General features: G+C 49.3%; 10 protein-coding genes. All 10 read left to right on the forward strand.

All coding sequences use genetic code 11. From position 1 onward, the window contains the following. Window positions 1–5 precede the first annotated feature (5 nt). Genes BM185_RS08755 through BM185_RS08800 form a run of 10 tightly spaced genes read left to right on the forward strand, consistent with a single transcriptional unit; the run spans window position 6 to window position 13,826 of the window. Entirely contained in the window at window positions 6–1,547 is a 1,542-nt protein-coding gene (locus BM185_RS08755) for a type VI secretion system contractile sheath domain-containing protein (RefSeq protein ID WP_091962259.1), read from the forward strand. After that, window positions 1,540–2,031 carry a type VI secretion system tube protein TssD gene (tssD, locus tag BM185_RS08760; RefSeq protein WP_091962261.1) on the forward strand — a complete coding sequence of 164 codons (492 nt, stop codon included), beginning with the start codon at window positions 1,540–1,542 and terminating at the stop codon, window positions 2,029–2,031. The genes BM185_RS08755 and tssD overlap by 8 nt, the downstream gene beginning before the upstream one ends. Then, window positions 2,031–2,429, forward strand: a complete 399-nt coding sequence (locus BM185_RS08765; RefSeq protein WP_091962264.1) for a GPW/gp25 family protein — start codon at window positions 2,031–2,033, stop codon at window positions 2,427–2,429. Before tssD ends, BM185_RS08765 begins: the two co-directional genes overlap by 1 nt. Then, on the forward strand, window positions 2,422–4,137 hold the full coding sequence (locus BM185_RS08770; RefSeq protein WP_091962267.1) for a type VI secretion system baseplate subunit TssF: 1,716 nt from the start codon (window positions 2,422–2,424) through the stop codon (window positions 4,135–4,137). Before BM185_RS08765 ends, BM185_RS08770 begins: the two co-directional genes overlap by 8 nt. Then, window positions 4,101–5,066 carry a type VI secretion system baseplate subunit TssG gene (gene tssG / locus BM185_RS08775; RefSeq protein WP_091962270.1) on the forward strand — a complete coding sequence of 322 codons (966 nt, stop codon included), beginning with the start codon at window positions 4,101–4,103 and terminating at the stop codon, window positions 5,064–5,066. Before BM185_RS08770 ends, tssG begins: the two co-directional genes overlap by 37 nt. 46 nt (window positions 5,067–5,112) lie before the next feature. Continuing rightward, window positions 5,113–6,456 (forward strand): TAXI family TRAP transporter solute-binding subunit, encoded by a 1,344-nt coding sequence (locus tag BM185_RS08780; RefSeq protein ID WP_091962273.1) that lies wholly within the window; start codon window positions 5,113–5,115, stop codon window positions 6,454–6,456. Window positions 6,457–6,474: 18 nt separating this feature from the next. Further along, entirely contained in the window at window positions 6,475–9,231 is a 2,757-nt protein-coding gene (locus tag BM185_RS08785; protein ID WP_091962276.1) for a type VI secretion system Vgr family protein, read from the forward strand. A 1-nt stretch (window position 9,232) separates the two neighbouring features. Then, complete coding sequence (locus tag BM185_RS08790; RefSeq protein ID WP_091962278.1) at window positions 9,233–12,016, forward strand: DUF2169 family type VI secretion system accessory protein; 2,784 nt, start codon at window positions 9,233–9,235, stop codon at window positions 12,014–12,016. Next, window positions 12,013–13,194: a pentapeptide repeat-containing protein gene (locus BM185_RS08795; protein ID WP_091962281.1), complete on the forward strand. Its 1,182-nt coding sequence runs from the start codon at window positions 12,013–12,015 to the stop codon at window positions 13,192–13,194. The genes BM185_RS08790 and BM185_RS08795 overlap by 4 nt, the downstream gene beginning before the upstream one ends. Before the next feature lie 2 nt (window positions 13,195–13,196). Continuing rightward, window positions 13,197–13,826 (forward strand): DUF3540 domain-containing protein, encoded by a 630-nt coding sequence (locus BM185_RS08800; RefSeq protein ID WP_091962282.1) that lies wholly within the window; start codon window positions 13,197–13,199, stop codon window positions 13,824–13,826. Window positions 13,827–13,831 lie beyond the last annotated feature (5 nt).

Consider the following 13,831-nt stretch of genomic DNA (forward strand, 5'->3'; position numbering starts at 1 on the left):
GCCTGATGAAAAAAGCCCTGACTCTGGACCCTTCATTACTTGACTACCAGTTGCCGCCTGGACAGCCCGCACTGCCCTGCCGTCTGTTGGTCATTGCCGACCCTGGCTGTGATAGCAAAGAACCGATGGAGCCCCAGGCCCTGACCTCTATGAATGCCTGGCTGGAACGCCATCAACCACAGGTTTCTTGTCAGCTTTCTGGTACAGACACCCTAACTTTTACTTTCCGTCAGCTGGAAGATTTGCAGCCTGAAGCTCTTTACCAGCAGCTTTGCCAGCAACTGGATAAACCAACAACAGATGATGAATTTAGTCTTCTGACCCGCGAGCAGGAACATCTGGAATTACTCAACCAGGTTTACAAGAACCCTCGCCTGCGCCAGTTAGAGGCAACCTGGCGCAGTCTGGATCGACTGGTTCGCCAAGCTCAAAGCAGCCCAACTACCCAGATTCACCTTCTGGCAATGAGCAGTGAACAACTGCATGACGACCTGGATCAGGAATTAACCACTAGCCAATTATTTGAGTGGGTTTACAGTCAAGAACTGGGGCAATATGGCGGCCAGCCTTTTTCTGCTTTGCTGGTCGATCACTATTGGTCCCCTCATCAGCAGGACCTGGCCAGCCTCAAGCAGTTGGCCCTACTCGGCCAGGTGGCTCACTGCCCGGTTATCAGCAGCCTGGAGCCCAGCTTAATCGGAATGCAGGATTTTACTGACCCGCTGGATCAAGAGCTTCTCGAAAATCTGATTTCCAGCCGCCGCTTTATCAAGCTGCGCCAATTGATGGCCAGCGAAGCCGCGCGTTACCTGACGCTGACTCTACCCAGAGTTCTTTTGCGTGCACCCTATCAGCAACAGCTGGGTAGCGCCTGGTTTCAGGAAAATGGCACCACCCCCAATACCAGCCTGCTTTGGGGACATCCGGGCTACCCGCTGGCCAGCCAGCTACTGCAAAGCTTCCAACAACTGGGTGCCTACACCGGCCTCCTGCACTCCCAAGGCAAGCTGGCACCCACTTTTTCTCAGGTGCAGCTGGGCAGCGGTCAGGTCAGGCAGTCACCCTTGGAGGTCAACTGGTCACCAAACCAAATCAACCAACTGGTCAAACTGGGCTTCAGCCCCTGGCAGCCGGGCGGTGAAGGCGGTCAACAACTCATGCTGGATCGGGCCGTTAGCCTGCATGCCGGCCAAGAACCCAGAGCCAGTCGTCTGACACCGGATAACCAACTGCTATTTTTGATGACTACCTGCCGGGTTGCCCATTACCTAAAACAACTGGTTCGTGAACTTCTGGGTACCAGTGCCAACCTGGAAACACTGGAAGCCCACCTCAATCAATGGTTACAGGGCATTGTCTCTGCACAGGAGCGCCCTGTGGCCGAAGTCCTGCATCGTAAACCTTTTCGCCAGGCTTCTCTGCGCTTGCAGGCAGCAACTCCAACCGAGGCTTCCATGCATCTTGAATTAACACCCCACCTTCGTTATCAGGGTGAAAGCTTCACCCTGAACCTGACTTCACCCCTGGTCGGAGGTGCTCATGGCTAGAGCAGGCTATATGCAAATTATTGGCCAGCAGCAGGGTGAACTCCTGGGCAGCATCTATGATGAACGCTATGGTCAGGGGCTGATCAAGGTATTGGCGCTGACTCATCAACTGGAAAGACCCGGTGCTGGTCAAGGCAGCCTGTTAAGCAGCAGCGTCAATCATCTGCCGATAGAGCTGGTAAAACCCATCGATGCGGCCTCTCCTCTGCTTAACCAGGCCCTTTGTGAGCAGGAAGCCCTGACCGTTACCCTGACCTGGTATCAGCCAGATGAGGAAGGCCAACCCCAGCCCCATTATCAACTGCTGCTGGAAAAAGCCCAGGTGCAATCTCTGACCACCGAGATGCCCGATTGCCGGTTACCTGATAAGGATGGCTGGCATTTTCAGGAGCGTTTGAAACTGGTTTACCAGAGTATTACCTGGCGCTATGGCCCAGGCGGTGAACAGGAATTCCAAACCCTGGCCCGCAGAGGACAAGAATAATGCCACTACTGGATCGCCTTAATCAGCCTCAAAACCCGCCACCCCTGGTTCAGGATATTGCCCTGAACCTGGAACGGGTTCTCAATACCCGCCGGGGCGTAGTTCCCCAGGACGCCGGTCTGGGTTTAATCCATCGACCTGCGGTCAACCTGGCCACGGATGCCCTGATGGCAGACGAGCTGCTTCAGGCCATCAAGACACAAATTGCCCACTATGAACCCCGTTTACTCAGCCAGAGCCTGCAGTTGGAAGTGGCTGGTGAAGATATCTGGTTGACGGCCCGGTTCCAGGGACAACGCCAGCCTCTGCATTGGCAATTGAGCTATCAGACTGACAACTATCTCTCTGTCCTGCCAGGGGACAGCAGCCGTCTTGAAAAGGTAACCCAGCATGTTTGATCGCTACTATCGTCAAGAGCTACAGCAACTTCGCAGCCTGGCCCAGGAGTATGCCGAAAAGGAACCTGAGCTGGCCCGACATCTGGTTCCGGGTAGTGATCCGGATGTTGAACGCCTATTGGAAGGGGTGGCTTTTCTGACCGCCGGCCTTAGAGATCAACTGGACCGTGAAGCACCTCAGTTAACACGCAACCTGCTTGCAGTGACTGCACCGGACAGCCTGCAGCCGCTGGTTTCCAGTTGTCTGGTTGAATTCCTGCCACGCAAAAGTTTGAAAAGCCCTTTACCGCTTCCTGCCGGAACCCCTTTGGGTGGCTCAGGAAAACAGGGTACGCCAGTAACTTTTACCAGCCTGGAGCCTTGCCGGGTTTTACCTCTGAGTGTCACCAGCTGTCATCAGGAAGAAGCCGTACGCGGCCCCACCGGCAAAAAATTTATTATTGAGCTTCAGGCTACCGAGGGTGATCTGGGCGAGCTGCTTGGGGAACATCCACTTAGGCTGCAACTTTCCGGTAACCTGGGGCCTGCCAGCGACCTCTATTGGCTGTTGCTAAAAGCCAGTCCGCAACTGGATGTCTGGATTGATGGTCACTTGCATGCCAGTGAAACCCCAGCAGCCATTCAGCCACGCCCCGCTGTTTTCAGTAAACAGCTGCTACCTGGTGAGGCAGCTCTGGCGCAATACCTGCATGCTCCGGAATCCGCCTTGGGCCTGGAGCTGAACCTTAAATCAATTGAAGAAAGCACCCAGGGCAAAAAACTGGCCCTGCATTTTTGGGTTGATGAAAGCCGCTTGCTGCTTCCTGCTTTTAGTGCCAAAAACCTACACCTGAATTCTGTGCTGGCCAGCAACCAGTTTACCCGCTGGCTGCCTGCTTTTTTACGTAATGATCACCTGATTCAACAGCCGCTTAATCCCAAAGCCCAGCAAGGTGAACATTTGTTGCTACAGGATCTGACTCAGCTGCAAGGCACCTATGAAAACCAGGATAAAAGCCATGACTATCTACCCTACTGGCAGGTCAATCCTCAACAGGAAAAGCAGGCCCATGCTTACCAACTAAACTACAGCTATCATCCGGTATCAGACCTGCCTCAGATTAGCCTTGTGCTGGCCAAGGGTGAAGAAGTCAGCCGTGGGCGCAAGGAAATGCTCAAGGCGCAGGCCCTATGCAACAATGGCCCCAGTGCTTCCGGCCTTTTACCCGGCGACCTCAATCAACACCTGCAGGGCACCCCCGAGCAGCTGGATTTTCGCAACCTGACCACCAGCACCCAATGGAAGCCACCCGCCCTGGATGCTGAAAACGAACGTCAGCAACTGGCGCGCCTGTCCGTACAAAAAAACAATATTTTTGACTATCAAGGACTGATGGCCCGTCTTCAGCATCTATCCGAACAGGTCAGCCCAGATGAAACCCGACAAAATATTAATAATAAAAAGCTCTCGGCCCTGCTGGCCTTGAAAGTTGAAAACCGTGAAAAGCTGTTGCAGCAATCCCTCTACCGTGGGCTGCACCTGCAAATGAAAATCAACGCTGGAGCCTTTAGTAGTCAGGGTGATGCTCTGATCTTTTGTCAGCGCCTGGAAGAATTTTTCAGCCACCAGGCACCCATCAACCATTTCACCGCTTTGGAAGTTCACGAAACCAAAACCGGGGAGGATTACCTATGGCCAGCGAAGCTGGGACCACAGCAGCTCAAATAAGCCGGGAAGCCCAGCGCTACTCGCTGCTGCAACTGGTTCGCTGGATCAAAGCCAGCTATCCAGAGCATCAGCTGCGTCTGCAAGCCTCACTGAAACGGGGTCTGGCTTACCTGGAGGTGGAAAAAGCCTGGTTGGAAGAATCCACCTGGTATATTGAAGTCAACTGGCCCGGACTCTATGGTGGCAGCTCACCCCTGCCTGCTTATATCACCGAGCAACTATTAGCCGTTGCCGAAGAGCCCAGCCAACCGGCCCGAGCTCTGCTGGATCTTTTAAACCAGCGCCTTTATGAGCTACTGCTCACCTGTTTGAACAAAGGCTACCCGGCCATTCGGCACCTAGAGTGGCAGGATAAACGCTGGTTTAACCAGGTTTTTAGCCTGCTAGGCCTGCAGGCACACCAGATGGAAAACCTGCCTGAACCCGCTTGGTTGCTTGCCAACTTCCAACTACTGACCTGCAAACAACGTTCTGCCAGTGGCCTGAATCGCTTGCTGGAAGCCTACCTACCCTCTTGCCCACTGGAAGTAGAACAGTGCTCTCCCAGACGCGTGCAAGTGGATACAGCCTCCCATACCCGCCTGGGGCAAGCCAATGCTGAGCTGGGTACAAGTGCCTGGATGGGCCACAGAATCAATGATCGAACCGGGCGCTTGCGCCTGCACCTGGGGCCCGTCAGCCATAGCTATTACTGTGAGTTCATTAACAACAAGCAGCAGTGGAAGTGTTTGCAGACGCTGATTCAGGTCTACCTGCAAACACCCGTTGAATGTCGACTGGTATTCCATCTGGAAGCACCAGCAAGTCACCAGGATCTGGGGCTGGGGCAAAACAACTGGGGACACCTGGGTAAAAACACCTGGGTAATGACACAAACTACAGGAACGGCTAGCCAACGACTGGAAGCTGAATTACCCCTGATCAATTAACAAGTCGCTGATTAGCAACTTTAAAGAATAAAGACGGAGATCAATCATGCTGAACTTTCGTACCCGTTGGTGGCTGAGCTGGATACTGGTCATCGGTGCCGCCCTGCTGATTATCTACTGGAGTGCCCAGCAGGCCACCCAGAGCCGGGTGATCCGCTTAGCGACCGCTTCAGCAGGGGGCTATTACCATGAGTTTGGCAGCCACCTTAAAGAAATTATCGAACAGCAGGGACGCTATGATGTTGAGCTGATTGAAACCCGAGGCTCGGTTGATAACCGCGGTCGGCTGCTGAAAGATGAAGCCGATATGGCCATCATCATGATCGGCTCAGCAACCCTACAGAACCTGCGCCTGGTCGCCCCCTTGTGGCATGATCACATGCACCTGATTGTTAGACGCGACAGCGACCTGCAAAGCCTGATGGACCTTCCCGGTCGCAATATTACTCTGGGTGTAGAAGGCTCCGGCTATCGTGCCCAAGCCACCATGATGCTGGATCATCTGGGTATCGATCCCGGTGAAATCGGTATGAATGACCTCTATTTCAGCCAGCTGCTGGAAAATGAAGAACTGGAAGGGGCCATAGTCACCACTGGCATGCTTAACCCAGACCTGCGTTCGGTACTGGTGAGCGGTGAATTCCGCCTGGTACCCATCAACCTGGCTGAAGGCTATGCCCTCAACCACAGCCAGATTAACCCCACGCAAATTCCTGCTGGCACCTACCCCAGCGTTCGCGGCCCCTTGCCCGACACCAACTTGAAAACCCTGGGCACTCTGGCCGTACTGGCTTCCCGCACCGATGTACCCGATGCGCTGGTACAAGCAGTGCATCAAGCCCTTTTCTCGGAAGAAATGCGACGCAAGGCACCCACCCTGGTCGATATCAACCCGCTTGAAGACCGGCTGCTGCGTTACACACCTATGCACCCAGCCAGTGAACGCTACTACAACCCTCATGCCGGGCTCGACCAATTCTCACGCAGCCTGGCCTGGCTGAATGAAAATCGCTGGTTGATCCTGGCCTTCTTTGCTGCCGTTGGTGGTGGCTGGTTACAAATCAAACAGCTGCAGAAGATGCGCAGCCAACGCAAAAAATCCAACCTGGAGAGCGGCCTGGAAAAAATCTTCCGCGAAGCTGTGGAGCTGGAAAGATCCCAGAAAGAAGCTAAAGACCTCCGCCTGCTACACCGCTATCTGAATGAAGCGTTGAACCTCAAGCACCAGGCCGTCACCCTCGCTCAAGGCAACCACCTCAATGACTCGGTGCTTTTCCTGACCACCTTACAACAGTGCTCGGATGTACTTCGCCAACTGGAATGGCGACTGGCAGGACTCCAAGTCAATGAAGTTGCCAAACGCCAAGCGGAAGCAGCAACCCACTCCTAAAGTTAACAGGTGAGCAGCATGGCTAACGAAGATACTTATTTTGAATTTTTTGCCCCCGATTCGGAGGCAGAATTTGAAGTAGTCAGTTTCAAAGGGTATGAAGCTCTTGGTAGGCCCTTTCGTTTCAGCCTGGAACTTTTTTGCCTGGATGAATTGAACTTTAAAAAACTCAGAGGCAAACCAGCTAGTTTGCACCTGGTTGCCAAAGGCCGTAGCCGAGATCTCCACGGTGTTATTGCACAAGTAAAAATCCGTGCTCGGCTCGAAGATGGCTACCTGTATCAGCTAACTCTGGTGCCAAGACTAGAACGCTTAAGTCTGATACAAACCAATGAGGTCTATCTTGACCAGCAACTACCCGCCACTCTGACCCAGGTGCTGGAAGAAGGTGAACTGGCTGCCGAAGATTTTGACTTAAGTAAGCTAGGGACTTATCGAGACTGGGAATTTCGCTGCCAGTTTGGGGAAACTCACCTGAATTTCTTACAAAGAATATGCGAACGTGAAGGCATTTATTATTTATTTGATCATCAAAATGACAAAGACAAGATTATATTTCACGACAGTATAGCTTCTCATTTAGATGAGCCGGAAATTCAGTTGAACTATCAACCAGAAACTGGCCTTGAAGACACTCAAGATCTGGGTTTTTTGCAACACTGGACCAGCCAGGGAGAACCTCTGCCACGCAAAATAACCTTAAAAGATTACAGCAGTAACTCACCTTCAGTACAAATCCAGGCCGAAGCTACTGTTGACGACGAAGGTTTTGGGCAAATCTACCGCTACTGTGACAATCTAATTGATAATGATGAGGCAGAAAAAATAGCTGAAGTACGTGCCCAAGAACTCCTGATGCAAGGTGAAATCTTTCAGGGTGAAAGCTGTGAAATCACTCTCCAGCCAGGACTTGCCTTTAGTGTTCAAGGTCACTTCAGATCCATGGACAATGGTGACTTCTATGCCTTTACTCTAGAACATGAAGGCTACAACCCAGGTTTTAACCGGGCTAACGCATCCAAACAACCGACTCCCTATATTAATCGCCTGCGTGCCCTACGAACTGAAGTCCAATTCCGCCCATCCCAAAACACCGAGAAACCCCGTTTTCATGGTGTTCTTAATGCCATTATTGATGCTGAGGATGATGGCCGCTACGCCAATATTGATGACCAAGGGCGCTACAAAGTGATTCTGCCTTTTGACAGGGTACACACACCTGGCCAATGCCAAGCCTCTTGCTGGATTCCCATGATGCAACCTTCTGCAGGTACAGGGGGAGGTATGCACTTCCCCCTGCTGAAGGACACTGAAGTGCTACTCAGTTTTATTGGTGGAGATCCAGATCGCCCAATTATTTCAGGTGCTTTGCCTAATGCGGCCAGACCCAGCAACATCACACGCAACAACAGAACCTGCAATGAGATTCACTCGGCCAGCGGTAACCGCATTGAAATGGAAGATGAGGAAAACAGCTGCCGACTTAAACTCTATTCACCAACCAATAACAGCTACATGCACTTGGGAGCACCCAACCATGATGGAAGCGGCATCACCATAACCACAGATGGAATGTATCGATCCTCTGTCGTGGGTGGCATCCATACACTTGCTTTTGCAAAAGAACATCAAGTGCAAGGTGAGGGAGTAGAAAAATTCATTATAGAAGCCAAAGAAGAAAAGGACAGTGATACGTTTGATGAGCGTAAACTGTTTACCTTTCCAAAATTTGAAAACGATCAACCAGGAAAGCTGACCGATGATGAATTAACTCACGACGATGAGTTCTCAGGCCAGTATCTCGTAAACCGAGTCGCAGGTAGCCTCTATGACTGGCGGGATGGCTCTAGCTACCACTTCTGGAACCCGGCAAGCCCTGTCTTCGAGTTTGGTAACCGGGAAATCAACCGTTACTCGACCCTGCCCTCTGAAAGCCCCGAGCTGTGGGAGCTACCCGAATGTGAAGGTGTCGACTGGAAACCAGAAGCCAGTGTGGTAGAAAAAAACTGGGGTGACCACTTTTTCTATCACCAAGGCAACCGCTTTGAATGGCGTGAAGAGGAGCATGGTCTCTATATTATGGGTCGCTCTTACACAGAAGTTCACCCCGGAAAAACTAGCGCCACACCAGAACTAAACGCTGAGCATAAAAATGATGATCCACCTAACGGTAATGACTGGCTGATACACAAAATTATCGGTAATTCTTACCGCTACATTCACGGTGAAAGAAAAGAAGTAACCAACGGAAAATTTAACGAAGACTTTAAAAATGTATATACCGCAAACTACGCCAAAAATGTAACTATAAAGCATCATGGTGATTACAAAGTTAAATGCCAGGGTGATACAATCGTTGAAACTGATGCCAAGACTGAGATAACAGCTGGAGCAAAAGCAAGCCTGGACTTTGCTACATCTTTATCCTGTAGTTTCTCAAACTCTAATGCGCTTAAATTCTCTGCTGACACCGAAATCAGTTTCGGAGCCAAAGTTGAACTGGGGCTTGCTGGTAAGCTAACTATTGCTTCAGGTGGGGTTGATGTTGAAATCCTCAAAAAATCCCCTAAATTCAAACTAACTAAAAGTGGATTTAAACTAGAGGACACAATAAATGCAGAAAAAGAAAAAATAAAACAAGAGGCAATAAAAAGTGAGATAAGAGCAGTAAAAACCAGCATAGAAGCCACAAAAATAGCCATAAAAAAAACAAAAACTGACTTAAAAAAGGCCTCAATCAGAATAAATACAGTAAAAATTTATTTAATACTCTAATATGCAAATAATTAAACCTCTACAGCTTAGCTGCTTAACCCGCCCGCTGACTTATCAAGGATCACATTATCTAGTCATTTCAGCGCTCTACCCCTTTGATCTGGAAGATCCATCACAGGAGATTTTAGAGCAGGAAATGTGGCTAAGAGCAACCGAAGTCCAGGAAGCACTAATTCTTGATGCGGGATTCCCCAAGCCTTTCGCTGAATTCTTGGTGTACGGCAGTGCTTTTAGTCCTAATAGCCGGCCTGTTCGTCAGTTGGAAGCCTCCATTCAGGTGGGCTCCTTAACAAAACAGCTGCTGGTCCAGGGTGAAAGCTACTGGCAAGGACTGCCAGGTTTTGAAACACCCAGCCAACCCTTTGCATTCACACAAATGCCATTAACCGCAGAAAGCAGTTATGGCGGTGAAGGCTTTATTGAAAACCCCGCAGGCAAGGGACACACCAAGATCAACACGCCGGAGAGAGAAGAGCGCTATCCCTTTCCTTCAGTCCAACTGGTCCAATCACCGCAAACCCGACCAGGAGCAAGCATTAAGCCTGCCTACACGGGCGCAATGGATTGGATGCATCCTAAGCGGCAAGCTCTTGCTGGGAGCTATGGCGAGCCTTATCAAACGAATGCCATGCCCGGCTTACCAGATGACTTTGACTGGACTTTTTTTCAGGAGGCACTACCGGATCAGCGATTTTCTTCCAAAGAGCTGCCCTTGGGTTGTGACTATCAACTGATTAATCTTCACCCGGATTTATCCTATCTCACAGGGAAAGTACCCAACTGGCAAACTAAACTAGTAGTTAGTCAGCAGGAAAAAGAGCCCATTTGTGAAACCTTGCATCCGGAAACACTGCTCTTATTACCTGCACAAAAGCTCGGTATCGTTGTGTATCGCAACCTGATCAAAGTCGCTAGAGATGATGGAAAGGATGTCACTGAGTTGCTACTGGCACTGGAAGATAAACAGCAACCCAAGCCTGCTGACCATTATTTGAAGCAATTGCATCTAAGACAGGACTCAGAAAACGACTGGCTTTACTTACTGAATACTCAGCCACTTCTTCCGGAAGGCTTGATTTGTGGCTTCAAGCAGATGATGGAAGCAGGCGAGATAACTGCAGATGCTTCAGGGGCAGTCGACAATACCGAGGCTTTTGCTGAAAGAAAAGCCCAGGAAGTAGAAACAGAAAAAGAACGCCTCTTAAGTCAGTTGCCAGATAACTTTAGGCCCGAAGAGCCGGTGGTAGAGCCCCACCCCTTAAAAGAAGAAATTAACAAATTGGAAGAAAACCTGAAAAAGGCGCTTCCTGAAAAAGAAAATGGGGATCTGGATATACAAAAGGTAGACCTAAGTCTTCTGGATAAACTGGATGCAGACCTGGATAACATCGCCAAAAAAGTGGATAAAGAATCAACTGCGGCTCTGGTAGCAGAACTGAAAAAGCTTCTGGATAACCCACTGCTGGAAAGCCAGCATGAAATAATTCAATCCAAGCTCAGTAAATTGTTAGACGAAGAGGAAGCACCCCTCTGGCCCAGAGCCGATCTTCGCAGTACTCTTAATGAGCTGAAAGAAAGCCTGGCTAATCAGGAAGCATATTTAAATCAAAATACAGAGCGCTTCTCTGAGTATCGTGATCTAGCCCCAGATATCCAAAAACTTGAAGAGGCTACAAAGGAAGTGAAGGAGCTAGAGCAAAGCCTCGAAACCACAGAGCTGGAAATTCTAGAGCTTTACCGCCAGGTCGCTGAACGCAGCCCCAAAGGCACTTTGGGGTTAACGGAAGAGGAGTTAAGGCTCAAGCGTGAAGCTGTGCTAACCGCTCTGAAGGAGGGGCAACCCCTTCCTACCCGAGACCTGGCCGACCTGGATCTTTCCTACCAAAACCTTGAAGGTGCTGACCTGGAAAACTGCTATATGGAAGGAGTTAACCTTGAAGGCACTCGCCTTAGAGGAGCCAACTTAAAAGGTACCGTCCTGGTTTATTCGACTCTGGAAAAAACCGATTTCACTGAGGCCAACCTACAGGACGCTAACCTCGGGTCTTCTCACATCAGTAATGCTTTTTTTGATGCTGCCAACCTGAATTCAGCCAACTTCAATTTGTCGAGGGTTCACAAAACCTCCTTTAAACAGTCAAGCCTTAAAGAAAGCCAGTGGATGGAGACAGAGGTTAGTCAGAGTAATTTTACTGAGTGTTTGTTTACCGATCTTGCCCTGATAGAGCCCCATTTCATCAACTGTGACTTTTCCAATACCCGTTTTGAAGATTGCAGTTTGATTGACGGTCAACTTCCTGACTGTCAGTTCAATCAGGCTAACCTTGAAGGCATGGTCTTTGTAAACTGCAATCTGGAGTCCGGTTGTTTTGATCATGCGCAAATGGATAACGTGCGCTTTATGGCAGAATGCAGTTTGCAGAATTCTAGTTTTTTGCATGCGTCCTTGCTGATGGCTTCTTTTCGAGAGGCCCATCTGGAAGGCAGCCGCTTTAACCATGCCAACATGAATGCCAGTGATTTTGAGGAAGCTTCTGCCAAAGGCTGCTGCTTTGACTCTTGTCAGTGGAGCCAAGCGAACTTATATGACTGTAATCTCAGCCGCAGCTCGGTACGTAAAGTAAATTTGAGTGAGTCGACCTTAACGCACGCAGACTTAAGTCAGGTCGATTTTACAGGCTCTAACCTCTACGCCTGTAACTTCAACTATGCAACCTATACCAATACCAACTTTGATTTTTGTAATCTGGATCGATCAATTCTAGAGAAGTGGCATCCGTCATGAATCGTAAAGAGCTGGAATACCACATGAAAGAAGGTGGCAGTCTGATGCTGTCCGGAGAGGTGCTTAATGGTGATTATTCAGGAATCGAGTTAAAGGGCGGTATCTTCAGTAAAGTTGATTTTAGCGGCTGTAATCTGGAAGCAGCCAGGTTAACGGAATGCATCTTCATCGAATGCACTTTTAATGCCTCTCAGGCTCAAGCTAGCCATTTAAGGGATTGCAGCTTTGATGCTTGCCGGCTGGAAGCTTGTCTTTTTACACAAGCACACTGGTATGACTGCAACCTGATCAACTGCACAGCCAATAATTCCCGTTTCGACCAGGCCCTTCTGAAAAACTGTTCTTTCATCGAACTTGTGGCCGAGCAGAGCAACTGGAATCATTCCACTCTGGAGGAGTGTAATTTTGTCGAATCTGACTGTAGTGCCAGCAGTTTTGTCGAGGTGAAAGCTTCCGACCTTTCCTTTGTTGAGACCTGCCTGGTATCCAGCAACTGGAAAGGCAGCAGTTGGGACTCAATGAACTTTGTTGAATCAGACCTAAGTAAATCTTTACTAGAGGAAATCCAGGGCTTCAGATGCAACTTAATCGAGTGTACTTTTGCAGAATCCTTTTTTAAAAACTGCCAGCTGGGTTTAATGCTTTTTCATACTGTCGATTTAAAGGGTATTAATTTTTCAGCCACAGGTCTGGAGAATCCTCAGTTTCATGCCTGCGAGCTCAATCAGTGTAATTTTGAGAAGATGAATTTAGCCCAGTCTAACTTTATGGGTAGTCAGCTGTATAAAAGCTCTTTTCTGAAGGCCAATCTTGTTAATGCTAACTTCATTGAAGCCAATGCCAGTTACTGTATATTCAGCCAAGCCAGTATGGATCAAGCACTTTTTATCAAGTCAGATCTCTCCTACTCTGAAATATCACAGGTTACTGCAATCCAGGCACAATTTACCGAAGCTAACCTGGCTGAAGCCTGTTTAGCAGGCAGTGACTTGACCTATGCTGACTTTAGTCATGCCTTACTCAAGAATACGGACTTTCGAGATACCCGGTTACACCGCGCCAACTTACATGAAATTATAGACCCTGGAGCCCTTTGGCAGGGCTCCAGCAAGAGTGAAGCCCTGCCAACCGACCCTGTACGTAAAAAATCTGAAGACCATGCCACAACCAAGAGGTAAGTATGCAACCATTAAAAGCCAACGATGACTTCAACTCATCAACATTGCTAACCGAGGGCAGAGTCCAGAGCAAAAGCGGCGACCTCTGGTTAGTAGTCACTGAGCAAGGCCTTTTTAAAGTACGCAAGGCTTTTTCCTGCCTCCTTGAACCCAAGCTGGGTGATAAGGTTTTGCTACAACTCCCACCCCAGGGAAGCTGCTACCTTTTGGCTATCTTAGAACGGGACCAGGAAGCTGCTGCAGAAATCCATTTTAATCAGGATGTTCACTTTCACTTCAAGGGTAATCGTTGCCAATGGCTAGGCTTAAGTGAACTCAAGTTACAATCTTTAAAAACGGATGTCTTCTCTTCAGAAACCAACTTCTCGGCTAATAAACTAACCACATCCGGAGGTCAAGCAACCCACCGATGGAAGCAGGTTAACTGTCTGGTTGAAGAGTTGATCCATGCAGGCAAACTCTACTTTCAAAGAGTCACTCAATCAGTAAGACGTATTAAAGGGGTTGATCAAAAGGATAGTGAGCAGACACTACATACTGCACGTAAGTCATTAAGAATGCATAGCCAACAAGCAAGCATCACATCCAAGCAGGATATGCGAATTGACAGCAAGCGTATTCATATGGGTTAAGGAGA

Source organism: Marinospirillum celere, assembly GCF_900112235.1.
Classification (GTDB): Bacteria; Pseudomonadota; Gammaproteobacteria; order Pseudomonadales; family Halomonadaceae; genus Marinospirillum; species Marinospirillum celere.

Excerpts from the sequence above, each read along its gene's own strand:
- tssD (WP_091962261.1), top strand. The coding sequence starts at position 1,540 with ATGGCTAGAGCAGGCTATATGCAAATTATTGGCCAGCAGCAGGGTGAA.
- tssG (WP_091962270.1), top strand. The coding sequence starts at position 4,101 with ATGGCCAGCGAAGCTGGGACCACAGCAGCTCAAATAAGCCGGGAAGCC.
- BM185_RS08795 (WP_091962281.1), top strand. The coding sequence starts at position 12,013 with ATGAATCGTAAAGAGCTGGAATACCACATGAAAGAAGGTGGCAGTCTG.
- BM185_RS08800 (WP_091962282.1), top strand. The coding sequence starts at position 13,197 with ATGCAACCATTAAAAGCCAACGATGACTTCAACTCATCAACATTGCTA.
- BM185_RS08770 (WP_091962267.1), top strand. The coding sequence starts at position 2,422 with ATGTTTGATCGCTACTATCGTCAAGAGCTACAGCAACTTCGCAGCCTG.
- BM185_RS08780 (WP_091962273.1), top strand. The coding sequence starts at position 5,113 with ATGCTGAACTTTCGTACCCGTTGGTGGCTGAGCTGGATACTGGTCATC.
- BM185_RS08785 (WP_091962276.1), top strand. The coding sequence starts at position 6,475 with ATGGCTAACGAAGATACTTATTTTGAATTTTTTGCCCCCGATTCGGAG.
- BM185_RS08765 (WP_091962264.1), top strand. The coding sequence starts at position 2,031 with ATGCCACTACTGGATCGCCTTAATCAGCCTCAAAACCCGCCACCCCTG.
- BM185_RS08790 (WP_091962278.1), top strand. The coding sequence starts at position 9,233 with ATGCAAATAATTAAACCTCTACAGCTTAGCTGCTTAACCCGCCCGCTG.
- BM185_RS08755 (WP_091962259.1), top strand. The coding sequence starts at position 6 with ATGAAAAAAGCCCTGACTCTGGACCCTTCATTACTTGACTACCAGTTG.